The organism is Shewanella sp. SG41-3 (assembly GCF_014164545.1).
Lineage (GTDB): Bacteria > Pseudomonadota > Gammaproteobacteria > Enterobacterales > Shewanellaceae > Shewanella > Shewanella vesiculosa.
The window spans coordinates 99,676-123,657 of the sequence record NZ_JACJFJ010000010.1 but is presented as its reverse complement, the minus strand read 5'-3'; the positions used below and the strand labels follow the sequence as shown (position 1 = coordinate 123,657).

General features: G+C 41.6%; 24 protein-coding genes. All 24 read left to right on the top strand.

The window, feature by feature from the left end:
- A partial coding sequence (locus H5164_RS17755; RefSeq protein WP_259396859.1) for a flagellin occupies window positions 1-363 on the top strand: 363 nt, incomplete at its 5' end.
- Window positions 364-567: 204 nt separating this feature from the next.
- Window positions 568-960, top strand: a complete 393-nt coding sequence (locus tag H5164_RS17750) for a flagellar protein FlaG (protein ID WP_182757219.1) — start codon at window positions 568-570, stop codon at window positions 958-960.
- A gap of 58 nt (window positions 961-1,018) precedes the next feature.
- Window positions 1,019-2,386 (top strand): flagellar filament capping protein FliD, encoded by a 1,368-nt coding sequence (gene fliD / locus H5164_RS17745; RefSeq protein WP_182757218.1) that lies wholly within the window; start codon window positions 1,019-1,021, stop codon window positions 2,384-2,386.
- Window positions 2,387-2,477: 91 nt separating this feature from the next.
- Window positions 2,478-2,810, top strand: a complete 333-nt coding sequence (locus H5164_RS17740; RefSeq protein ID WP_182757217.1) for a flagella biosynthesis chaperone for FliD, FliT — start codon at window positions 2,478-2,480, stop codon at window positions 2,808-2,810.
- An 8-nt stretch (window positions 2,811-2,818) separates the two neighbouring features.
- A complete protein-coding gene (gene fliS, locus H5164_RS17735) occupies window positions 2,819-3,223 on the top strand; it encodes a flagellar export chaperone FliS (protein ID WP_182757216.1) in 405 nt (134 codons plus the stop codon).
- A gap of 468 nt (window positions 3,224-3,691) precedes the next feature.
- Window positions 3,692-5,122, top strand: a complete 1,431-nt coding sequence (locus H5164_RS17730; protein WP_182698011.1) for a sigma-54-dependent Fis family transcriptional regulator — start codon at window positions 3,692-3,694, stop codon at window positions 5,120-5,122.
- Window positions 5,123-5,291: 169 nt separating this feature from the next.
- Window positions 5,292-6,512 (top strand): HAMP domain-containing sensor histidine kinase, encoded by a 1,221-nt coding sequence (locus H5164_RS17725; RefSeq protein WP_310736205.1) that lies wholly within the window; start codon window positions 5,292-5,294, stop codon window positions 6,510-6,512.
- Window positions 6,505-7,854 carry a sigma-54 dependent transcriptional regulator gene (locus H5164_RS17720; protein WP_182757215.1) on the top strand — a complete coding sequence of 450 codons (1,350 nt, stop codon included), beginning with the start codon at window positions 6,505-6,507 and terminating at the stop codon, window positions 7,852-7,854. Before H5164_RS17725 ends, H5164_RS17720 begins: the two co-directional genes overlap by 8 nt.
- 243 nt (window positions 7,855-8,097) lie before the next feature.
- Entirely contained in the window at window positions 8,098-8,439 is a 342-nt protein-coding gene (gene fliE / locus H5164_RS17715; protein WP_124016924.1) for a flagellar hook-basal body complex protein FliE, read from the top strand.
- 71 nt (window positions 8,440-8,510) lie between these two features.
- A complete protein-coding gene (fliF, locus tag H5164_RS17710; RefSeq protein ID WP_165870119.1) occupies window positions 8,511-10,190 on the top strand; it encodes a flagellar basal-body MS-ring/collar protein FliF in 1,680 nt (559 codons plus the stop codon).
- Window positions 10,183-11,229: a flagellar motor switch protein FliG gene (gene fliG / locus H5164_RS17705; protein WP_124016926.1), complete on the top strand. Its 1,047-nt coding sequence runs from the start codon at window positions 10,183-10,185 to the stop codon at window positions 11,227-11,229. Before fliF ends, fliG begins: the two co-directional genes overlap by 8 nt.
- A 136-nt stretch (window positions 11,230-11,365) precedes the next feature.
- Window positions 11,366-12,544, top strand: a complete 1,179-nt coding sequence (gene fliH, locus H5164_RS17700) for a flagellar assembly protein FliH (protein WP_182757214.1) — start codon at window positions 11,366-11,368, stop codon at window positions 12,542-12,544.
- Window positions 12,525-13,865: a flagellar protein export ATPase FliI gene (fliI, locus tag H5164_RS17695; RefSeq protein WP_124016928.1), complete on the top strand. Its 1,341-nt coding sequence runs from the start codon at window positions 12,525-12,527 to the stop codon at window positions 13,863-13,865. The genes fliH and fliI overlap by 20 nt, the downstream gene beginning before the upstream one ends.
- Window positions 13,866-13,870: 5 nt before the next feature.
- Window positions 13,871-14,323, top strand: coding sequence for a flagellar export protein FliJ (gene fliJ / locus H5164_RS17690; RefSeq protein ID WP_124016929.1), 453 nt, complete (start codon window positions 13,871-13,873; stop codon window positions 14,321-14,323).
- A 295-nt stretch (window positions 14,324-14,618) separates the two neighbouring features.
- Window positions 14,619-16,178 (top strand): flagellar hook-length control protein FliK, encoded by a 1,560-nt coding sequence (locus tag H5164_RS17685; RefSeq protein ID WP_182757213.1) that lies wholly within the window; start codon window positions 14,619-14,621, stop codon window positions 16,176-16,178.
- A gap of 90 nt (window positions 16,179-16,268) precedes the next feature.
- Window positions 16,269-16,793: a flagellar basal body-associated protein FliL gene (gene fliL, locus H5164_RS17680; protein WP_404948435.1), complete on the top strand. Its 525-nt coding sequence runs from the start codon at window positions 16,269-16,271 to the stop codon at window positions 16,791-16,793.
- 29 nt (window positions 16,794-16,822) lie between these two features.
- Entirely contained in the window at window positions 16,823-17,851 is a 1,029-nt protein-coding gene (gene fliM / locus H5164_RS17675; RefSeq protein WP_182698016.1) for a flagellar motor switch protein FliM, read from the top strand.
- 10 nt (window positions 17,852-17,861) lie between these two features.
- Complete coding sequence (gene fliN / locus H5164_RS17670) at window positions 17,862-18,245, top strand: flagellar motor switch protein FliN (RefSeq protein ID WP_124016933.1); 384 nt, start codon at window positions 17,862-17,864, stop codon at window positions 18,243-18,245.
- Between the two features lie 85 nt (window positions 18,246-18,330).
- Entirely contained in the window at window positions 18,331-18,732 is a 402-nt protein-coding gene (gene fliO / locus H5164_RS17665; RefSeq protein WP_371697198.1) for a flagellar biosynthetic protein FliO, read from the top strand.
- The gene (gene fliP, locus H5164_RS17660; protein WP_182757211.1) at window positions 18,732-19,493 is read left to right on the top strand and encodes a flagellar type III secretion system pore protein FliP; all 762 of its coding nucleotides are present in this window, start codon (window positions 18,732-18,734) and stop codon (window positions 19,491-19,493) included. Before fliO ends, fliP begins: the two co-directional genes overlap by 1 nt.
- 12 nt (window positions 19,494-19,505) lie before the next feature.
- Window positions 19,506-19,775, top strand: a complete 270-nt coding sequence (gene fliQ, locus H5164_RS17655) for a flagellar biosynthesis protein FliQ (protein ID WP_182698018.1) — start codon at window positions 19,506-19,508, stop codon at window positions 19,773-19,775.
- A 3-nt stretch (window positions 19,776-19,778) separates the two neighbouring features.
- A complete protein-coding gene (gene fliR, locus H5164_RS17650) occupies window positions 19,779-20,582 on the top strand; it encodes a flagellar biosynthetic protein FliR (RefSeq protein WP_182698019.1) in 804 nt (267 codons plus the stop codon).
- Between the two features lie 9 nt (window positions 20,583-20,591).
- A complete protein-coding gene (gene flhB / locus H5164_RS17645; protein WP_182698020.1) occupies window positions 20,592-21,725 on the top strand; it encodes a flagellar biosynthesis protein FlhB in 1,134 nt (377 codons plus the stop codon).
- Window positions 21,726-21,862: 137 nt separating this feature from the next.
- On the top strand, window positions 21,863-23,962 hold the full coding sequence (gene flhA / locus H5164_RS17640; protein ID WP_124016938.1) for a flagellar biosynthesis protein FlhA: 2,100 nt from the start codon (window positions 21,863-21,865) through the stop codon (window positions 23,960-23,962).
- Window positions 23,963-23,982 lie beyond the last annotated feature (20 nt).

The following is a 23,982-nucleotide window of genomic DNA, read 5'->3' as shown; positions in this document are numbered from 1 at the left end:
TCTGTTGATGACATAACTGGAATAGGCGCTACTGGTGGTTCATCAACATTGAATAAAGTAAGTAGTATCGATATTGGTACAGCTCAAGGTGCTCAAGATGCGCTAGATGTTATTGATGCCGCAATTGGTGGTATCGATTCTCAACGAGCTGATTTAGGTGCGGTACAAAACCGTATGAACTTCACCATTAACAACTTGAGTAATATTCAGTCTAACGTGTCAGATGCACGTGGACGTATTCAGGATGTAGACTTTGCTACTGAAACTGCCCAGTTAACTAAGCAACAGATTTTATCGCAAACTTCTTCTGCAATGTTGGCTCAGGCTAATCAGTTACCTCAAACAGCGTTATCACTACTATAATAGTGATTCACTAAGTTAAGGTTACAGATAGGGAGGGTCGCTTGCGATTCTCCCTTTTATGTTTTAATACTTATGATAAGGCACATATTCAATCGTTATTAGGCCGTTTGAATGTAGTGGTTGTTACTTAGATGTTGATATATATTTAACAACTAAAAATGGTGTGATTATTGCTTTGTTTTATTCGTTTAGTTGAGGTGTGCCATGGATGTTAATATAGCTGGATCAAATGCCCTTTTACGCAAAGATGGACAGGCTAACATACTTGAAAAACAGCCTAGTCTAGCCAAAAATGCTTTACCTGTAGAGAGTATACAAAAAGTAGGGGATAGCAGTCGCAGCACAGAGCAAGTGAATCAACTGACTCAGGTGGACTCACAAGAGTTGAACCAAGCGGTAAGTGATATTGCTGCGAGCATGAATGTGATGCAAAAGGGGTTAGCCTTTAATATCGATGAAGAATCAGGCATACAAGTGGTTAAAGTCATCGATGTTAAAACGGGTGATTTAATCCGTCAAATTCCTAATGAAGAAGCGCTTGATATTGCCAAAAAATTAAATGAAGTGACTGGTTTGTTGATGAAAACGGAAGTTTAACCAATAAATTAAACAGTTATTAGCAGGTTTGTTTTTAGATGAAATTGCAGAGGTTATTATGGGATTAACATCAGTTGGTATAGGTTCAGGTCTTGACATCGGTGGTATTGTTACTGCTCTTGTTAATGCAGAAAGTGCAGGGAAAACTGCCAAGCTTGATGTTAATGAAGGTAAAATTAATGCACAAATTTCTGGTATCGGCTCTTTAAAAAGTGCCATGTCGGAGTTTAAAGACAAAATAGCTGCTTTAACAAAACCAGAAACCTTTGGCAGTCAAAAGGTAGCAACCTCAACCAAAGATTATCTTTCAGCGACAGTTGATAAAACTGCGGTATCGGGTAGTTACCAGGTAAAAGTAGAACAACTCGCCCAAAGTCAAAAAGTCGGCTCCGCTGTGGTGGCAGATAAAACCTCAGCTATTGGTGAGGGCTCGTTAAGTATTGCTCTAGGCACAGGGGATAGCTTTAATATCGATATCGCAGGCACTGACACACTGACTGATATCATGAATAAAATCAATAAATCTGAGGATAATAATGATGTTACTGCCACAATTATCAATGGTGAATTAGGTCCTCAGTTAGTCTTAGGTTCGAAAAAAACTGGTGAAGATAACACTATCAGTGTTAGTGCCACAGATACTGATGGTAACACTGGCTTAGCAGATACTTTTTCTATGACTGAGCTGACCCCGGCTAAAAATGCCATTGCATATATTGATGGTGTAAAAGTTGTCTCACAAAGTAATACCATTAGTGAGGGAATTACCGGAGTGTCACTCTCATTAACCGCTGCAGATATTAATAAAACAACCACATTGACAGTAAGTAAAGATACAGCAAAAACCAAAACTGCGATTGAGGGGTTTGTTGAAGCTTACAATACTGTGATGACAACCATCAAAGATTTAACGGGTTATGACGCAGATACCGAACAAGCAGGTATTTTGCAAGGTGATGCATTACCACGAAGCATTCAAAGCCAAATGCGCAATATGTTATCGAGTCAGTATAGTACGTCTGATGGTGATAAAATGCTGGCGAATTTAGGTGTAACCACAACCCGTGAAGGTTTACTTGAAATTGATTCAACTAAATTAACCGAAGCTATTGCCAGCGATAAAGGCACTATAGCTGAGATGTTCAGTGCTGAAGATAGTGGTTTCGCCAGTAAAATGTCATCATTAATGGATGGTTACGTAAAATCTGGTGGTATTATGGATAGCCGTGACTCTTCTCTAGATGAACAACTCAGTCGTATAGCTGACAGTCGTGAGCAACTTAATACCCGTATGGCTGCATACAGTGACCGTTTATATAAGCAATATAATGCGATGGACTTAGTTGTCGCGAGTTTAAACAGTAGCGCTAGTGATTTACAGTCCCGCTTAGACTCCTTGCCTGGTGTTGTTAGGAATAATAATTAATTACTGAGTAAGTATAAACATAGAACAAGCAGTTTTTTTGACTATCATGGTCTTGCTACAGATATGTAAAGTTTTACATAAGAGGTTTAGTTTGGATTACTCCCTGACTGAAATTAATGGTATCAATAGTAAGCTAATGTTTATTATTGATAAAATAGAAAAGTCTAAACCTGAAGACGAAGTTGTTTCAGATTTGGTATCAGAATTGCATTTACTTACTGAGACGCGTCAAAAGTTATTGCATGCCTTAGTGTCTGATACAAATTTTACTGACAGAGAAATACTGGAACAGCAGTTTGATTTGACTCAGACATTGATAAAGCAAAGTCGAAAAATAATGGATTCTAGACAATCGTTGTTACAGGCTGGCAATACCACAAAACGCCAAATTAATGTGTATAAAGCAATTGATTCAAATAGGTAGGTGTAAATATGCGCAGTTCAATGCAATCATATCGTAAGGTGTCAGTAGACAGTAATATGGCAGTGGCGACACCACACCGTATTATCCAAATGTTATTAGCAGGTGCACTAGAACGCTTAGCTCAAGCTAAATTAGCTATAGGGAACGGTGACATAGCCAACAGAGGCGTATTAATTGGCAAAGCTATCGGGATTGTTAATGGTTTAAATGGCAGCTTGAATATGGATGCAGGTGCTGATGTTGCCGCTAATTTGACTCAGTTATACGACTACATGTTGCGTAGAATGTCTGAAGCCAATATTAATAACGACTCACAAGCGATTGATGACGTGGTGTCGATTTTAAAAACCATTAAAGAAGGCTGGGATGCTATTCCACAGGATATGCACGAGCTAACCTCTGAAGTGAGTTAATCCTTACAGTGTTCTGTATTTCAACTGAAAAGACGCTTCGCGTCTTTTTTTATTTCTATTAGTCTTCAATTCATTACATGAAATTCATGTATCTAATTCATCATTTTTCATCTATTTATTACCGTGAGATGATGCTATGGCGAGTCTATATTTAACCTCTCAGTTCAAACGAAACTTGGTTCATTAGATTTTTCGAATAAAAAAACAGCATATTGCTATTAAAATGTGGCTCAATGTAGATAAAATGTAACTGGTGCTTGCTTATGGTGAGCTGATAATACAATATTTATCCCTAAGTTCGTTTTTCTACCCAGAATTTTGCGGATTTACGATCATGTTTTAGGAATAATGCTAGAATACTGTCAGTGTTGTCAGCTGTTATGGCTGCAATGTACTTTGGTTTTTGTTGCTGTGTGCGACGCAACCATTCCGAATAAATACCTATAACAAGAGCTTTTGGCCTTCTGAATGATGCAAATAGAACAACGAATTTTAATTGTCGGTACCCCATCAGAGCGCGTGACCCGTTTGTGCTGTATTTTAGAATTCTTAGGCGAGCAATGTGACATTGTTTCTAATGAATCTTTAGCAGCCTTAGTCGAGCTTTCTCGGTACCGAGCAGTTGTCATTGTGAATGAAAATATCGATGTCGATAGTATTAAAAATATTATCGCTGCAGCTCCTTGGCAACCCATACTCTTGCTGGGTGATATTGATATTCATCTATCAAATGTGCTTGGGCTGATCGAAGAACCGATAAATTATCCGCAACTTACTGAGTTATTGCATTTTTGCCAAGTGTTTGGTCAAGCAAAACGCGAGCATACCTTAACAAACGGTAATCAGACTAAGTTATTCAGAAGCCTAGTGGGGCGCAGTGAAGGTATTGCTAACGTTAGACACTTGATTAGTCAAGTATCTAGTTCTGATGCAACGGTATTAGTGTTGGGGCAATCTGGCACAGGTAAGGAAGTGGTTGCACGTAATATTCATTATTTGTCTGAACGACGTGATGGCCCATTTATTCCTGTTAACTGTGGTGCGATTCCTGCTGAGTTACTTGAAAGTGAGTTATTTGGCCATGAGAAGGGCTCTTTTACCGGGGCAATATCTGCACGTAAAGGTCGTTTTGAAATGGCTGAAGGCGGTACGCTATTTCTCGATGAGATCGGTGACATGCCATTGCAGATGCAAGTTAAGTTGTTGCGTGTATTGCAAGAAAAGGTTTTTGAGCGTGTTGGTGGCAGTAAAACGATTGCCACAGATGTACGTATTGTGGCTGCTACGCATCGCGACCTTGAAACCATGATTGTAGATAATGAATTTCGTGAAGATTTGTTTTATCGATTAAATGTGTTCCCAATCGAAATGCCGGCGTTAAGTGAGCGACGTGATGATGTGCCGTTACTGCTGCACGAACTCGTTAACCGAGTGTTTAATGAAGGCCGCGGTAAGGTTCGCTTTACTCAACGAGCCATTGAATCATTAAAAGAGCATCCTTGGTCCGGTAATGTTCGTGAATTATCAAACTTAATTGAGCGCTTAACGATTTTGTACCCAGGCGGACTGGTTGATGTCAACGATTTACCGCATAAGTATCGTTATATTGATGTGCCAGAATATTGTATTGAAGTCAGTGAAGAACAGCTAGAACGTGATGCGTTAGCGTCGATATTCAGTGATGAAGAGCCTGTCGAAATACCCGAAACTCGCTTTCCAAGTGAATTACCGCCGGAAGGGGTTAATTTAAAAGACTTACTGGCCGAATTAGAAATCGACATGATCCGTCAGGCACTCGAACAGCAAGATAATGTTGTCGCAAGAGCGGCTGAGATGCTTGGTATTCGCCGTACCACATTAGTCGAAAAAATGCGTAAATATGGTTTAAGTAAAGAATAATTAAACTGTAATTAATTGATATTGTAATGAAAACACACTAAGAGTGTGTTTTTTCGTTTGCGTAGCTTGCTGAGGAACCGTGCACCGATGTTTCAGCTACGACAAAATGTTTGCTTGGCACGGTAAATGCATTGGGTTAGTCAAATGTTATTCTTTTGACGGAGCGACCATGTATTCAGCACGAGCGTTAACCCAGACAGACGATTCATACTTTGAATTATCTGCGTCAGCTTCGTCTTTCGCTATCACTGATGCGGAAACACAAACGTCTGCAATTGACGTGAATTCAAATGTACAAAGTCATACCAATCAGGGACGTGTTCACTCAAGCTCATTCATTGCCACTGGCATAGCAACGTCTCTTGTCAGTTCATATTCCAGTAAGGCCGCCAATATGTCGAATCAAATGGCGCATATTCTTCAAGCTATGCCATCTGGCGTGGTGATCATTGATGGTGATGGTGTTGTGACGTTAGCTAATCCGGTTGCAACAGAGCTATTAGGCCGACCTCTACAAGGATTACGTTGGTTTGAGATTATTCATCGTGCTTTTGCACCTCAAGATGATGATGGACACGAAGTGTCGCTAAAAAATGGTCGACGGGTAAAGTTGGCTATTACACCGTTAGCCCCAGAACCTGGGCAGTTAATTGTGTTAACGGATCTTACCGAAACCCGTTTACTGCAGAAAAACCTATCTCATTTACAACGATTATCGGCGTTAGGGAAAATGGTGGCCACGTTAGCACATCAGGTACGAACCCCATTATCTGCAGCGCTTCTGTACGCTTCTAATCTTGCTAGTCCTAAATTAACCGATTCTGCACGGTCTAAGTTTCAATCTAAGTTGGTTGACCGACTCAATGAACTCGAGCGTCAAGTAAATGACATGTTACTTATGGCTAGAGGACGCCAAGATGGAATGGCTGAATCTGTTTCAATGGATGAGATAATCAGCCAAGTGATGGCCAGTTGTGAACCGATTGCAGATAAAAAACATTGTCAGCTGGTTGTTGAAGATACTTCACATTCATTGATGCTTGCCAATGCGAATGCGCTCAGTTCTGCGGTAAATAATTTAGTGATGAACAGTATTGAAGCTGGGGCCACAAAAATAAAAGTCAGCGCCAGTGAAACGCCTGATGGTCTATTATTGGATGTTATTGACAATGGCAAAGGGCTTGAACCGTCAATGCAGCAACAAATACTTGAGCCATTTTTTACAACAAAGAGTCAAGGTACAGGTTTAGGCTTAGCTGTTGTGCAGTCGGTAGTACGAAACCATGGTGGACAGATACAGTTGTCGTGTAAACCCGGTATGGGTTGCCATATTCGTTTGAGCTTTCCGCACATTAACAAAATGAGTGATCAGGAGGTGGCGCGTGGCTGAAGCAAATATTCTATTAGTTGAAGATGATGCTGATTTACGTGAAGCATTGCTTGATACACTGATGCTTGCCCATTACGACTGTGTTGATGTTGGCAGTGCTGAAGAGGCTATATTGGCCTTAAAAGTAAACCACTTTGATATGGTGATTAGCGATGTGCAGATGGATGGCATCGGTGGTATGGGCTTGCTGAGTTATTTACAACAACATCAACCTAAAGTGCCGGTATTATTAATGACCGCATATGCCACGATTAACAGTGCTGTTAGTGCGATGAAATTAGGCGCAGTAGATTATCTTGCTAAGCCTTTTGCACCAGAAGTGTTATTAAATCAGGTATCACGCTATTTGCCTTTAAAACAAAATCACGACAATCCCGTGGTTGCCGATGAGAAAAGTTTAGCATTGTTGGCGCTGGCTCAGCGCGTTGCGGTGTCAGATGCTTCGGTCATGATCATGGGCCCGAGTGGTTCAGGTAAAGAAGTGCTGGCACGTTATATTCACCAGCATAGCCAACGTAATGAACAGCCATTTATTGCGATTAATTGTGCGGCAATACCAGAAAACATGTTAGAAGCCACCTTGTTTGGTTACGAAAAAGGTGCATTTACTGGTGCTTATCAAGCTTGTCCTGGCAAGTTCGAACAAGCTCAAGGCGGCACCATATTGCTTGACGAGATTTCTGAGATGGAGCTTGGCTTACAAGCAAAATTATTGCGGGTATTACAAGAGCGCGAAGTAGAGCGTTTAGGTGGCCGTAAAACAATAAAATTGGATGTGAGAGTTCTCGCAACGTCAAACCGCGATTTGAAATCGTTGGCGACGTCTGGCGAATTCAGAGAAGATTTATATTACCGCATTAACGTATTTCCACTGACGTGGCCAGCACTAAACCAACGTCCTGCGGATATTCTTCCGTTAGCACGTCATTTATTGGCGAAGCATGCTAAAGCATTGAATATGACGTCGGTGCCTAAACTTGATGATGCGGCAACTCGACGGTTACTGACTCATCGCTGGCCGGGTAATGTGCGAGAGTTAGACAATGTTATTCAACGCGCCTTGATATTACGAGTAAATGATAACATTGGTGTCAATGATATTATTATCGACTCTGCTGATGTGAAGTTAGTTGCCACAGAATATGCAGAGACAGAGCAGTCTATTGAAGTAGATGGCTTAGGTGACGAATTAAAGGCCCAAGAACATGTGATTATTTTAGAAACCTTGAATCAATGTCAGGGGAGTCGAAAAAAGGTCGCTGAAAAACTCGGTATAAGTGCTCGAACATTACGTTATAAGATGGCCAAAATGCGTGATATGGGCATTCAACTTCCTGCTTAGCGTTATCTGTAATTGGTTAATTAACCTTATGATTTATAGTCTAATTAACTTTGCTTATTTATTGCTAACATCTGTCAAGATGCAAAAAGTAACCTGTCCTATCTAATGGAACGGTTACTTTTGCTCTATTTCCCGCCATTTTATCTACTCATATTATATTTCTTCTAATATTGGCATCTAAATTGCTTTAACTCTTTATTAGTTATTATTGTCGTCAAAAAGTCGACGAAAGGGAGTTACATCATGCAGATTAGCGCAAATCCATTAATGCAAGAAATGCAGTCACTTCGTGGCGAAATAGCCCCTTCGATTGGCTCATCTATTCGACCTAATCTTACTCAGCAAGTGAATAACACCACAGGCGTCGATTTCAGTCAGTTATTGTCTCAGGCTGTGGGCACTGTCAATGAGTTACAACAAAACTCGTCCAATTTAGCCACTCGTTTAGACATGGGCGATACGACGGTTACCCTTTCTGATACGGTTATTGCGCGTGAGAAAGCCGGTGTTGCCTTTGAAGCAACGGTGCAGGTACGTAATAAACTCGTTGAAGCATATAAAGAAATTATGAGTATGCCTGTTTAGCTGCAGATAGCGTTAAGCACTAAATAATATAACAACATTAGATATAGCAGGTACGTATTGTGAGCACAGACATGATGGTAGGTTCAGATTCAACAGTTGATGGCGGCGTCCAGCAAGAGAATAAATCTGGGCTGCTTGGCGGCATCGGCGGTGCAGATATGATGCGCCAAGTGATCATGATTTTGGCACTAGCGATATGCCTAGCGCTCGCTGTGTTTGTGATGATGTGGGCACAAGAGCCAGATTATCGACCACTTGGTAAAATGGAAACAGCTGAGATGATCCAAGTCTTAGATGTGCTTGATAAAAACCAAATCGAGTATCAAATCAACGTCGATGTGGTGAAAGTACCTGAAGATAAATATCAAGAAGTAAAATTACTGCTTAGCCGTGCGGGGATTCAAAGTAGCACTCAAGCTAACGATTATTTAAGCCAAGACAGTGGTTTTGGTGTTAGCCAACGTATGGAACAAGCGCGCTTAAAACAAAGCCAAGAACAAAATCTAGCCAGAGCTATTGAAGAACTAAAAAGTATTAGCCGTGCTAAAGTCATTTTAGCGTTACCCAAAGAAAATGTTTTTGCCCGTAATGCTTCTAAGCCAAGTGCTACAGTAGTGGTGAGTGTGCGCCGTGGTGGTTTAGGCCAAGAAGAGATTGACGCGATTGTTGATATTGTTGGTTCGGCTGTTCAAGGGTTAGAGCCTTCTCGTGTAACGGTAACCGACTCCAATGGGCGTTTGCTGAATTCAGGTAGCCAAGATGGTACCTCAGCAAGAGCACGTCGTGAGCAAGAGCTCGTGCAGCAACAAGAAGCTGAATACCGTAAAAAAATTGACTCAATCCTAATGCCTATCTTAGGCCCTGAGAACTTTACTTCTCAGGTTGATGTTAATATGAACTTTACTGCAGTAGAACAAACCGCAAAACGTTTTTCACCAGATTTACCGGCTATTAGAAGTGAAATGACCATTGAACGTAACTCAACGGGTGGAAGTTCTGGTGGTATTCCTGGTGCGCTAAGTAATCAACCGCCGATGGAGTCGGATATTCCGCAAGTTGCAGGTGAAGCGACAGCTTCAACCGTATCTGGCGATTCTTCAAAAGAAGCGACTCGTAATTATGAATTAGATACAACTATCAGCCATACTCGTCAGCAAATTGGTGTGGTACGCCGTGTGAGTGTGTCAGTAGCGATTAACTTTAAACCAGGGCAAGTAGATGAAAATGGCCAGGTCACTCGTGTGGCGAGAACTGAGCAAGAGTTAACTAATATTCGTCGTTTACTCGAGGGCGCTGTTGGGTTTAGTACCCAGCGTGGTGATGCTCTTGAAGTGGTAACCGTTCCCTTTATGGATCAGCTAATTGAAGAGTTACCTGAACCTGATATGTGGGAACAACCGTGGTTTTGGCGTGCAATTAAGCTAGCATTAGGTGCGATTGTTATTTTAGTGCTTATCTTGGCTGTGGTTCGTCCTATGCTTAAGAAGCTAACCAATCCTAATGGGATCAACATGCCAGATGATGTTCGTCCTGGACATGAGTTAGCAGAAATTGAAGATCAGTATGCAGCAGATACCTTAGGTATGCTCAATACTAAAGAGGCGGAATACAGTTATGCTGATGATGGCTCAATTCATATACCTAATTTGCATAAAGATGATGATATGATTAAAGCAATTAGAGCGTTAGTGGCTAACGAGCCTGAACTTTCCACTCAAGTAGTTAAAAACTGGTTACAAGACAATGGCTAAAGACAAAGTAGAAAAAGCAGAGAAATCAACGGCATTTGACCCAGATTTAGTTACTGGTGTTGAGAAAACAGCCATTTTATTGCTCAGTTTGAGTGAAGCGGATGCTGCGTCAATTTTGAAACACTTAGAGCCTAAGCAGGTACAAAAAGTGGGTATGGCGATGGCGGCGATGGATGACTTTGGTCAAGAAAAAGTCATTGGGGTTCACAAGCTATTTTTAGATGATATTCAAAAATTCTCTTCAATTGGTTTTAACAGTGAAGAATTCGTCCGTAAAGCGTTAACCGCGGCATTGGGGGCAGATAAAGCTGGTAACTTAATTGAACAAATTATTATGGGCAGCGGCGCTAAGGGGCTTGATTCATTAAAGTGGATGGATGCCCGCCAAGTGGCGACCATTATTCAAAATGAACATCCTCAAATTCAAACCATTGTGTTGTCTTACTTAGAACCGGATCAAGCGGCTGAAATTTTTAGTCAGTTCCCTGAAAATACCCGTTTAGATTTAATGATGCGTATTGCCAATCTTGAAGAAGTTCAGCCAGCAGCATTGCAAGAGCTAAACGACATCATGGAAAAACAATTTGCGGGTCAAGGTGGTGCGCAAGCAGCCAAAATGGGCGGCTTAAAAGCTGCAGCCAATATTATGAACTACCTCGATACTGGTATTGAGAGCCAAATAATGGAAACTATGCGTGAGTCTGACGAAGAGATGGCGCAACAAATACAAGACATGATGTTTGTATTTGAAAACCTCATTGACGTTGATGACCGTGGTATTCAGGCATTGTTACGTGAAGTACAGCAAGATATCTTGATGAAAGCACTCAAAGGTGCTGATGAAGCTTTAAAAGAGAAAATTCTTGGGAACATGTCCAAGCGTGCTGCAGAATTACTGCGTGATGACTTAGAAGCCATGGGGCCTATTCGTATCAGTGAAGTTGAAGTAGCACAAAAAGAAATTCTGTCTATTGCACGTCGACTCAGTGACAGTGGTGAAATTATGCTAGGCGGCGGTGGCGGTGACGAGTTCTTGTAATTTTATGATTAGGTATGTCTGAAAGATATGCCTAATTTACTTGCCTAATTCGTTTGTTGTCAGTAAAGCTAATACATTGTACTCCTGTTATTATTTTGCTTTGAGCCAATGTTTTCAATAACACAAGTGACCAATTATGTCTGAATCAAAAGTGCCTAAAGATGTCACCAATGCCGATAATGAGCATGAGTTTAGCCATTGGCAATTACCTGATATTACCAAAGACAGCAGTCACGATCCTTCAAATTTATTTGGTCAATTTTCTGAAGCTCATCGGCCAAACCCCGTTTCTGGCCCCGAGAAGTCTATGGCGCCGCCTACGATGGCACAAATCGAAGATATTCGCGCAGCGGCAGAGCAAGAAGGGTTTGAGCAAGGTCAACAAGAAGGTCATCAACAAGGGCTGGAACAAGGGCGTTTAGAAGGATTAGAGCAAGGTCATCAGCAAGGTTTTGCTCAAGGCGAACAACAAGGTTATGAGGCTGGTCAAACTAAAGTTAATCAGTTAGTTGAGCAACTTAATCACATTATGACTCAATTTGAGTTGCCATTATCAATAGTTGATAACGAAATTGAAGCCGAGTTGCTCGCCATGACAATCAGCTTAGCAAAGTCGGTAATTGGTCACGAACTAAAAACGCATCCAGAGCATATATTATCAGCGTTACGCCAAGGTGTTGACGCCCTACCATTAAAAGAACAACTGGTTAAATTACGCTTAAATCAAGCCGATGCTGAAATCGTCAGCCAATGCTATAGTGCTGAACAATTACAAAAAAATAACTGGCAAATTGATATCGATCCTACTTTATCAAATGGCGACTGTATTATTGAAAGTGTACGCTCCTCCGTTGATTTACGCGTCGAGCAACGTATCAATCAAGTATTTAGTGAATTGGATGCGCAGTCGAATCAGATAGCTAAAAATGTACAACAACAAAAGTCTACTCATCCACAATATCAAACAACATCAGTCGAAAATTTGACAGAGTATCAACAAGCCTCTGAGTCTGCTAATGGGATTGAGGCAGTCAACGATCAAGCCGCTTCAGATACTGCTCCCGACCAAGATAATCAGCTCGAGACTGGACAAACAGATGTTGCTCAGAAGACCAATGCGACTGAATCTGTCGCTGAAAATGTTCTAGATGGCTCAGCTGCATCACTCAATGTTGAGCATGATAAAAATGCCACTGTCGATAACGATATAACGCTCAATACAAGTGCACCAGCGGGTAATGGCGCAGGCGATGACGATCAGCAACAGAACAAAGGGCTATCTCAAGGAAATATCGATGACCACCCGTCAACATAAACTCCTCAATAAACTGTCGGTGCATCATAAACACGTGCTACCGCTTAGACCCGTCGCTAGCGGCCAGTTAGTTAGGGTTGTTGGTTTAACCTTAGAAGCGACAGGATGTCGTGCGCCTGTGGGCAGTTTATGCTCCATTGAAACCATGGTTGGTGAGTTAGTTGCTGAGGTGGTTGGCTTTGATGACAAACTGTTGTATTTAATGCCTATTGAAGAGCTGCGAGGTGTCTTGCCTGGCGCACGGGTTCAACCCTTGGGTGAGCAATCTGGATTAAATGTCGGATTAGCATTGTTAGGTAGAGTATTAGACGGTAGCGGCGTGCCGTTAGATGGTTTGGGGCCATTGAATACGGATCAATACGCAGCCCGTCATGGTCCTTACATTAATCCATTGTCTCGACGTGCCATTACCGAACCATTAGATGTCGGTGTTCGTGCCATTAATTCGATGTTAACCGTAGGTAAAGGTCAGCGAATGGGGCTGTTTGCTGGCTCTGGGGTAGGTAAAAGTGTGCTTCTAGGCATGATGACTCGAGGTTCTAAAGCCGACATTATTGTGGTGGGATTAGTCGGCGAGCGTGGCCGCGAAGTTAAAGAATTTATTGAAGAAATTTTAGGTAAAGAAGGTCGTGCCCGCTCGGTTGTAGTGGCTGCACCGGCAGATACATCGCCATTAATGCGTTTACGTGCTTGTGAAACATCGACTCGTATAGCCGAATATTTTCGTGATTTAGGCTACGATGTTTTATTGTTAATGGACAGCTTGACACGTTATGCCCAAGCGCAACGTGAAGTGGCGCTTGCGGTAGGAGAACCGCCAGCAACCAAAGGCTATCCACCTTCTGTGTTTGCTAAGTTACCCCGTTTAGTTGAGCGCGCCGGTAATGGCGGCGCTGGTCAAGGTTCTATTACGGCTTTTTATACTGTATTGACCGAAGGTGATGATCAACAAGATCCGATTGCAGATGCTTCTCGAGCGATTTTAGACGGCCATATTGTGCTATCTCGTCAACTTGCCGATTCGGGTCATTATCCTGCGATTGATGTGGAAGCATCAATTAGCCGTGTTGCGCCAATGGTGATAAGTGGAGAACACTTAGAGGCGATGCGTAAAGTTAAACAGATGTATTCTTTGTATCAGCAAAATCGTGACCTGATTTCAATTGGCGCGTACTCACAAGGCAGTGATCCTCGGATTGATAATGCGATACGTTTACAACCTGCAATGAATGCTTTTTTACGTCAAGGGTTTAAAGAACCTGTCTCATTTGAAGAAAGCCGAGTGATGTTGACTCAAATTGCCGCTCAATGTCAGGGATAACCTAGATGACTCGCACAGACCCATTATTAACGGTATTGAAGCTAGCGACTGCTGCCGAGGAACAAGCGGCATTGCAGCTCAAGTCGGCTCAATTTGAAAAACAAAAACGCCAAGGGCAGCTCGATGCGCTAAACAATTACCGTTTAGATTACATGAAGCAGATGGAAGGGCACACGGGCACGACATTACGTGCTAATCAGTACCATCAGTTTCATCAGTTTATTCGTCAAGTTGATAGTGCTATTACCCAACAAGTGGCAGCGGTTAAAGATGCCGAAAAACAAGTGGGTTACCGTCAAGTTCACTGGCAAGAAAAACAACAAAAACGCAAAGCGGTAGAAATGTTACTCGCTCAGAAAGCCAAAAAGGCTATGGTCGTAGAAGCAAAACGTGAACAAAAAATGTCAGATGAGTTTGCTATGCAACAATATTACCGTCAAAAATCAATTAAGTCATAGCCTCCAAATCTAACATTCGTTTTACCGCAATCCCTTTTGATTGGTTCGTGTTCAAACTCTATTTATTATCTAAACTTTATCAACTAATATTTATTGGCACTTAAATTGCTTAATATAAATTTAAGTTTACATTGGAATAGAAATCGTCAGCGAAGCGACAGTGGAAACCTTATGATGAGGTTTGTAATGACTCTATTGATATTACCTAATATCGACATATGATTCATCGAGGTAATTTGATAGCTGTTTGTTAGACGATAATGACCTAACTTTGTTTGATTGAGTGGAGCTGATTATGCAGCAGATGAGCAATATCTTACTTGGAAATAGCAGTAAATCTGCTGATCTTAGTACAAAAGGAAACATGCAAGGTGTTGAAAATACATCATTCTTGTCTGCTTTTAATCAAGCGAGTGAATCCGAACTTGCTTCGCGGCCTAACGCCAATAGTGCACCTGTATCGTTAGACGCTGAAGTGGATCAAGTCGATGCTGCCAATGACCTTGATTTAGCTACTGAAGAAAATGCTGATATTGAATTGATTTTTGCTCAGCTTAATATGGCTGATGCATTAAATAAACGTCATTCCTCTGGCGGAAATGAATTGCCGCATGTGGATACATTAGATATTGGTTTTGACGCGATATCTTTGATCGACCCTGACAGCAGTATTATTGATGAGCTGAATAGCGATAGTCAGTCAGAGATGGGGGCGTTATTCACTGATGCTATTGATTTACCCGCTGACTCTCTTTCTACCAAAGAAGCTCTTTCTCAGCTTAGCCCTGAAGATATATCCAGCTTAATGGCATTTGCCAATTTATCTGAAAATGATTTACAAGCACTAGACATTAAGGGCTTAAGCGAGTTAATTAGTGACTTTAATTTACAAGCGCCTGTTGTTGATGAATCCATTTTAGCGATGGTGTCTGCAGATATGGACAGTAGTGACGATTCCCCAAAAAGTATCCTTAGCTCTGAAGAACAAAACCAAATTGATAAATCAATTGCCGCCAGTACCACCGTTCCAGGTCAAGCCGGCTCTCCGGGTCTTAATTCTGCGGTTGTTAAATTAGACCGCACCGATTTTTTGGAGGCTAGCGCCACTCTTGCATCTTCTTCAGCGATATCTGCCGACCCTAAGACGATTTTAGGTGATAGCACTCGTATTGATGGCAATATTCAATCAGATACTGATAATGCCAAAATGCTGGCGAAAGCTGATTTTTCTGTGGTCCTAGATTCCCTAGCGACCAAGCGTGCATCAGGAGAACTGTCAGCCAATATAAATTCGGCTAACTTGGGTTTAGACGCAGTGAATGATATCGGTGATACCGACACTAAGGCTTTACAAAATCAGAGTAGTTTTACTCCGATACATAAAAGTGATGTACCACAATTTCAGTTATCGTTGAAACCCCAAGGCGATCATGGTGCGCAAATGCAAGAGATGATCCAGCGCTTTTCTCCGGTCATGAAGCAGCAGTTAATTACTATGGTCAGTAATGGTATTCAGCAAGCTGAAATTCGTTTAGATCCGCCGGAACTTGGGCATTTAACCGTTAAAATTCAAATTCATGGTGATCAAACCCAAGTACAGTTTCATGTTGCTCAGTCGCAAACCCGTGATATTGTTGAGCAAGCTATGCCACGATTACGCGATATGCTTGCCCAAGAAGGATTACAACTAACAGACAGTCAGGTTTCTCAAGGCGATAGCGGGCGTGATCAGCAAGGACAATCTGGTGATCATGCCGCTGGAGATACGCAATTGGATGAAATTTCAGCACAAGAGCCTAGCTTGATGACAAATCCATCAAGGAGTTTACATTCTGCTATAGATTATTATGCTTAAGCAGGTAACCTATAGCACTAATATATCTTTTCAAGAATAACGAGTTATTCAGTTAAGTTATAATGTTAATCACAATGTTGATTAGGAACCATAATGCCTGAACAAGAATTAGAGTTAAACGACACACCTAACGCCGGTAAAAAAAGCAAGAAACTATTCATCTTTGGTGGCATTGGTTTAGTATTAGTTTTGCTTATTGGCGGCGGATTGTGGTTTTTTATGGGCTCGGACGAGCCTGCCGCTACCGACGTCAGTGGTGATGCATCTGCCGATCCCGCTGCGCCGATAGTCAGTTCTGAAGCAGAGTATGTCGGTATGCCAAGACCTTTTTTATTTAATTTACCAGGCGCTGACCGTGCTCGTTTAGTTGAAATAAAAGTCCAATTAATGGTGCGTGGTGAAAGTAATAGTATATTGACCCAAAAACATATTCCTTTAATTGAAGATGCGTTATTAACGACCTTTAGTGCTGCTGATGTGCAAAAGCTTAGTACCCAAGCAGGTAAAGACGAGCTGCGCCAGTTAGCCTTACTCAATGTTCAGAATACGCTGCAACCAATAACAGGAAATAAAGTGGTAGAGAAAGTCCTGTTTACTGGTTTTGTCATGCAATAACTAAAAGCGTTAACTGCTAAGGCGATGATGTGAGTGATTTATTAAGCCAAGATGAGATTGATGCGCTATTACATGGTGTCGATGACGATGATGATGATGACATTGTAGAAGATAGTGCTGATGCACGATCGTATGATTTCTCATCTCAAGATCGTATTGTGCGCGGTCGTATGCCAACGCTTGAAATCGTCAATGAGCGATTTGCTCGGCATTTACGAATCAGTATGTTTAACATGATGCGTCGCGCTGCAGAAGTGTCAATTAATGGCGTACAAATGCTTAAGTTTGGTGAGTATGTACATACGCTATTTGTTCCAACGAGTTTAAATATGGTGCGTTTTAGTCCACTAAAAGGCACAGCGTTAATTACCATGGAAGCAAGGCTAGTTTTTATTCTCGTCGACAACTTCTTTGGTGGTGATGGCCGTTTTCATGCCAAAATTGAAGGTCGTGAATTTACTCCAACAGAACGCCGAATAGTCCAGTTACTGCTTAAAATTATTTTTGAAGATTACAAAGAAGCATGGGCGCCGGTAATGGACGTGGAGTTTGAATACCTCGATTCTGAAGTGAACCCTGCCATGGCCAACATTGTCAGTCCAACAGAAGTGGTGGTGATAAACTCATTCCACATCGAAGTCGATGGTGGGGGGGGAGACTTCCACATCACTATGCCGTATTCAATGATTGAACCAATACGTGAATTACTCGATGCCGGTGTTCAAAGTGATAAACAAGATACCGATATGCGCTGGTCGCAAGCATTACGTGATGAGATCATGGACGTGCAAGTTGGTTTTGATGTCAATGTGGTTGAGCATGAAGTGACTTTACGTGATGTGATGGGATTTAAAGCGGGTGATATTATTCCGATTGATTTGCCTGAACATATTATGATGCGAATAGAGGGCTTACCAACTTACCGCTGTAAAATGGGTAAATCACGCGATAACTTAGCATTAAAAATCAGTGAAAAAATCCCGCGGCCAGAAACGGTTAAAACAGAGCTGCAATTAGTGACTCGCAAAGGCAAGTCGCGTGATATTTCAGACTTATAAGGTGAAGTAAATGAGTACAGAAGATACTGGCGATGACTGGGCTGCAGCAATGGCTGAACAGGCTTTAGAAGAAGCGGAACATGTCGAATTAGATGAGTTAGTCGACGAGTCCAAGCCTATTTCTAAAGAAGAAGCGGCAAAATTGGATGGTATCCTAGATATTCCTGTGACCATTTCTATGGAAGTTGGAAGAAGTTTTATTAGCATTCGAAATTTACTCCAGTTGAACCAAGGCTCTGTTGTTGAGCTTGATCGCGTCGCAGGTGAGCCTCTGGATGTTATGGTTAATGGCACCTTGATTGCCCATGGGGAAGTGGTGGTCGTTAATGACAAATTTGGTATTCGTTTAACTGATGTTATTAGCCAGACTGAACGTATTAAAAAGTTAAAATAACCATTTACACTAACGAAGCAGAGATCAGTATTCATTGAGTCTTTGCTTAGTGGGTTAACTATCACAAGGAATCACAGTGGCTAATATGATACCAATGCTCGGCATCATGAGTGAGGCATTAAGCGCCCCTGCAATGTCTAGTACTTTAGCTAGTAACACCTTAGTTCGGCCCGCCGAAACCTCTAATGTTGCAACCTTAGCGAATATGGTTGGTGGATTAATTGTCGTTTTAGCGTTGATTTTCTTGTTAGCTTATATTGTGAAACGTCTTAAGTTAGTCCCATCAAATGGTGGAATCATTAAAACGATTGCTGTGACGCCCATTGGACAGCGTGAAAAGGTGGTATTGGTGGAGGTCAATGGTCAGCAATATTTACTTGGCGTGACTTCGCAACAGATTAATCTTATCGATAAGTTATCTACCCCTGTCGACGTTCCACTTTCCTCGTTTGCCAGTCGCCTAAAACAAGCCAAGGAACAGCAATAATGAATAAGTACATAACAGCATTGGTGTTGGCGATACTGACGTTAGTGGCCGTTGTTCTATCACCCTCTGCACTGGCTCAAGACGGAGTGTTACCTGCATTGACGGTTACAACTGGTGCTGATGGAACCACTGAATATTCGGTAACCATGCAGATTTTATTGCTGATGACGGCAATGAGCTTTATTCCTGCCATGGTGATTATGCTCACCTCTTTTACCCGTATTATTGTGGTGTTATCGATATTAAGACAAGCTTTGGGGTTACAACAAACACCGTCGAATCAGGTATTGATTGGGATTAGCTTGTTTATGACTTTTTTTATTATGGCGCCCGTGTTTGACAAGATTTATGCTGAAGCCGTAGAACCTTATATCAATGAAACCATGACCTTAACCCAAGCTTATGACGTTGGCAAAGAGCCAATTAAAACATTCATGCTGTCGCAAGTTCGCACCACAGACTTACAAACTTTTATTGAAATATCAGGCTATAAAGACATTCAATCTCCTGAACAAACGCCAATGAGCGTTGTTATTCCTGCATTTATTACTAGTGAGCTGAAAACGGCATTCCAAATTGGCTTTATGCTGTTTGTGCCTTTTTTAGTCTTAGACTTAGTGGTTGCCAGTATTTTAATGGCGATGGGGATGATGATGTTGTCACCAATGATTGTGTCGTTACCCTTTAAAATCATGCTGTTTGTACTGGTTGATGGTTGGGGTCTTGTGATGGGCACATTAGCGAATAGTTTCGGAATATAAGGCCTCGTATTTATGTCTCCAGAATCGCTCATTGATATCTTTCGAGAAGCACTGTCAATTATTGTATTGATTGTGTCAGCGATTATTTTGCCTGGCTTATTTATTGGTTTAATTGTGGCGGTCTTTCAAGCTGCAACTTCAATTAACGAGCAAACCTTAAGTTTTTTACCACGTTTACTCGTGACCTTATTTGCATTGATGTTTTTAGGCCACTGGCTAGTGCAAACTATGATGGATTTCTTTTATGAGATGGTCAACCTCATCCCACAGGTTATAGGTTAAGTTGTGGATATTTTGTTTGATGAAATCAGTCAAACAATTGCGGCCTATCTTTTGCCTTTTTTTCGTATTTCATCCATGTTGATGGTAATGGCTGTGTTTGGCGCAAATACTACACCCGCTCGAGTTCGGCTGATGTTATCTGTTGCGATAACTATGGCCGTTGCGCCTATGCTGCCTCCTATTGAAAATATCGAGCTAATGGCATTAGGTTCCGTTTTTGTGATTGCTCAGCAAATTTTGATCGGGGTCACTATGGGTTTTGTCACCTTAATGGTGATGCAAACTTTTGTGTTAACGGGGCAAATTATTGGTATGCAAACCAGTTTAGGTTTTGCCTCTATGGTCGATCCAGGATCCGGTGAACAAACACCCGTAGTGAGTAACTTTTTTCTATTGCTCGCCACATTAATTTTTTTAGCCGTAGATGGACATTTATTGATGTTGCGGATGTTGGTAGCCAGTTTTGAAACGATTCCAATTTCAAATCAAGGCATATCAATTGCTAATTACCGTGCCCTTGCTGATTGGGGCAGTTTCATGTTCGGCTCAGCCTTAACGATGTCGATTTCTGCGATTATTGCCTTGTTGCTAATCAATTTATCCTTTGGTGTGATGACTCGTGCATCGCCGCAATTAAATATTTTTTCGATTGGTTTTCCGGTCACTATGGTTAGCGGTTTATTGATTTTATGGTTAACGTTAGCCCCGATCATGGCGCATTTTGATGAGGTGTGGTTAGCTGCACAGCTGCTCATGTGTGATCTACTGCTACTTCAATGTCAAATTGATGGCTCAGTGGTTTTTTAGGGGGCATAGATGGCAGAAAATGATAGCAGTCAAGAACGCACCGAGGAACCTACAGGGAGGCGACTTGATCAAGCGCGTGAAAAAGGTCAAGTCGCCCGCTCTAAAGAGTTAGGTACTGCAGCTGTATTGCTTGCTGCATCGATAGGTTTTTCGATGACAGGACCTGCTATCGCCAAAAGTCTCTATACCATTATGAAGCAAGTTTTTTCAATGGAACGCGATCAAATTTTTGATACTAATTCCATGTTTCGGGTTTGGGGCGTTGTTGGCAATGAGCTTGCTTGGCCGTTGATCAGCTTTATTGCTTTATTGGCATTCGTGTCTTTTCTGGGGAATATTGCCTTAGGCGGCATGTCTTTTTCAGTCAAAGCCTTTATGCCAAAAGGCAGTAAAATGAACCCAATGAGCGGCTTTAAACGCATGTTTGGTACTCAAGCCTTAGTTGAACTTACAAAGGGTATCGCTAAATTTTCTGTGGTAGCGTTATCTGCATATTTCCTTCTTAGTTTTTATTTCTATGATATTTTGACTCTGTCTAGCGATCATCTTCCTGGTAATGTTTATCACGCCTTAGATTTGTTGATTTGGATGTTTATTTTACTGTGTAGCTCCATGCTATTGATTGTTGTTATTGATGTGCCATTTCAAATTTGGAATCATAACAAACAGTTAAAAATGACCAAGCAAGAAGTTAAAGATGAATATAAAGACACTGAAGGTAAGCCTGAAGTTAAAGGCCGCATAAGACAAATGCAGCAAGAGCTGGCGCAACGACGCATGATGACCGAGGTACCTAATGCTGATGTTATCGTGGTCAACCCTGAACACTATGCTGTGGCGGTTAAATACGATGTAAGTCGTTCTTCTGCACCCTTTTTAATCGCTAAAGGGGTCGACGATGTTGCTTTTAAAATACGTGAAATTGCTCGTGAACATAATGTTGCTATTGTTTCTGCTCCACCACTTGCCCGTGCTATTTACCACACAACTAAAATAGACCAGCAAGTTCCAGAAGGCCTATTTACTGCAGTAGCACAAATACTCGCGTATGTTTTTCAGCTAAGACAATATCAAAAAGGCAAAGGTCGTCGGCCTAAACCCATTCCTATTAATCAACCTATTCCTGATGATTTAAAACATTAATCAACCCTATATCAGTCAAATCGCGACATTATGAATGATGCTATAACTAATAGTGGCTTAGTTTTTGCTTTGTAGATTTATTAGCGTCAAATAAAAACATAGTATTTCGCAATAGACTATACAAAGGGTTCCCCTCTATGGATGCAAAAGCAGCTTTCGGGCAGTTTAAACAAATAAGACCATCGACATTTAAAGGTATCGGTACACCTTTATTGGTACTTGCTGCGCTTGGGATGGTAGTTTTACCCATTCCTGCTTTTTTACTCGATATCCTATTTTCATTCAATATCGCGTTAGCATTAGTTGTGTTACTTGTTGCTATTTATTCTGACAGACCCCTTGATTTTGCTGCATTTCCGACAGTCTTACTGGTTGCGACTTTATTAAGACTCGCGCTTAACGTTGCCTCCACCCGTATTGTATTGCTCGAAGGTCATAATGGTGGTGATGCTGCGGGTAAAGTGATTGAAGCCTTTGGTTCTGTGGTTATTGGCGGAAACTATGCGGTTGGTTTAGTGGTGTTCATTATTCTTATTATCATTAACTTTGCTGTGGTAACGAAAGGTGCGGGGCGTATTGCTGAGGTGAGTGCTCGATTTACCTTGGATGCTATGCCGGGTAAGCAAATGGCCATTGATGCTGATTTAAATGCTGGCACCTTAACCCAAGACCAGGCGCGTATTCGCCGTGCTGAAGTGACTCGTGAAGCCGACTTTTATGGTGCGATGGACGGTGCTTCAAAGTTCGTTAAAGGTGATGCTATCGCCGGTATTATGATTCTTGTCATCAATATACTTGGTGGCTTTGTGATTGGTATCGTTCAGCATGATCTGGATTTTTCTAGTGCAGTAGAAATTTATACTTTGCTGACCATCGGTGATGGCTTGGTTGCGCAAATTCCCGGTTTATTATTATCAATTGCAGCCGCGTTAATGGTAACGCGTCAAAATGAATCTGGTGATATGGGCCAAATGATGTTTAGTCAGATGTTTGACAGTCACAAATCATTAGCCATTGCTGCTGGGTTACTGTTTATCATGGGTATTGTGCCTGGAATGCCTCATGTGGCATTTTTGACCTTCGCATTTATTACTGCTGGTGCAGCGTACTTTGTCTACAAGCGGAATGTTGACAAAAAACAAGCGGCACTGACACTGGCGACCAAAGGGCCAGTAGAAGCTAGAGATAAAGAACCTAAAGAGTTAAGTTGGGATGATGTGCGCCATGTTGATACTATCGGTCTGGAAGTGGGATATCGGTTAATTCCATTGGTTGATAAGTCTCAGGGTGGTGAGTTATTAGGCCGAATTAAAGGTGTGCGTAAAAAATTGTCACAAGAATTAGGTTTTTTAGTGCCAGCGGTGCATATTCGTGACAATCTAGACTTATCGCCAAATGCATATCGTATTTCCTTAATGGGTGTGGTGGTCGGTGAGGCTGAAGTTAGACATGATTGTGAGCTAGCGATCAATCCTGGTCAGGTTTACGGTAAGCTTGACGGTATTGACACCCGTGACCCCGCTTTTGGTTTAGAGGCGGTGTGGATCACACCAGAACAACGTGAACATGCACAAACATTAGGTTATACCGTCGTTGATACCGCAACGGTTGTGGCAACGCATATTAGTCAGTTATTGAGTAATAATGCAGCCAAACTATTAGGTTATGAAGAAGTGCAGCAGTTAATGGATATGCTGAGCAAGAACTCGCCTAAATTAGTTGATGGTTTTGTACCCGATATTATGCCGTTGGGTTCGGTTGTTAAAGTCATGCAAAACTTACTTAACGAAGGTGTCTCGGTTCGTGATTTACGCACCATAGTGCAGACATTATTAGAGTACGGCACCAAGAGTAATGATACCGAAGTCTTAACTGCAGCAGTGCGTATAGCGCTAAAACGCATGATAGTACAAGAAATCTCTGGGCCTGAACTTGAAATACCTGTCATTACATTGGCGCCAGAGTTGGAACAGATGTTGCATAAGTCTATGCAGGCGACTGGCGGTGAAGGACCGAATATTGAACCCGGCCTTGCAGAACGCATGCAGCAGTCATTGTTAGATGCTGCACAGAAGCAAGAAATGGTAGGGCAACCAGCCATTTTATTGACCTCTGGTATGTTGAGGTCAACGCTGTCCAGATTTGTTAAATACACTATTCCAAATTTACGAGTGATTTCTTATCAAGAAATACCCGATGAGAAACAAATTAGAATTGTTTCTGCTGTTGGCCAATAGTGATAACGTCAGTTTATTGA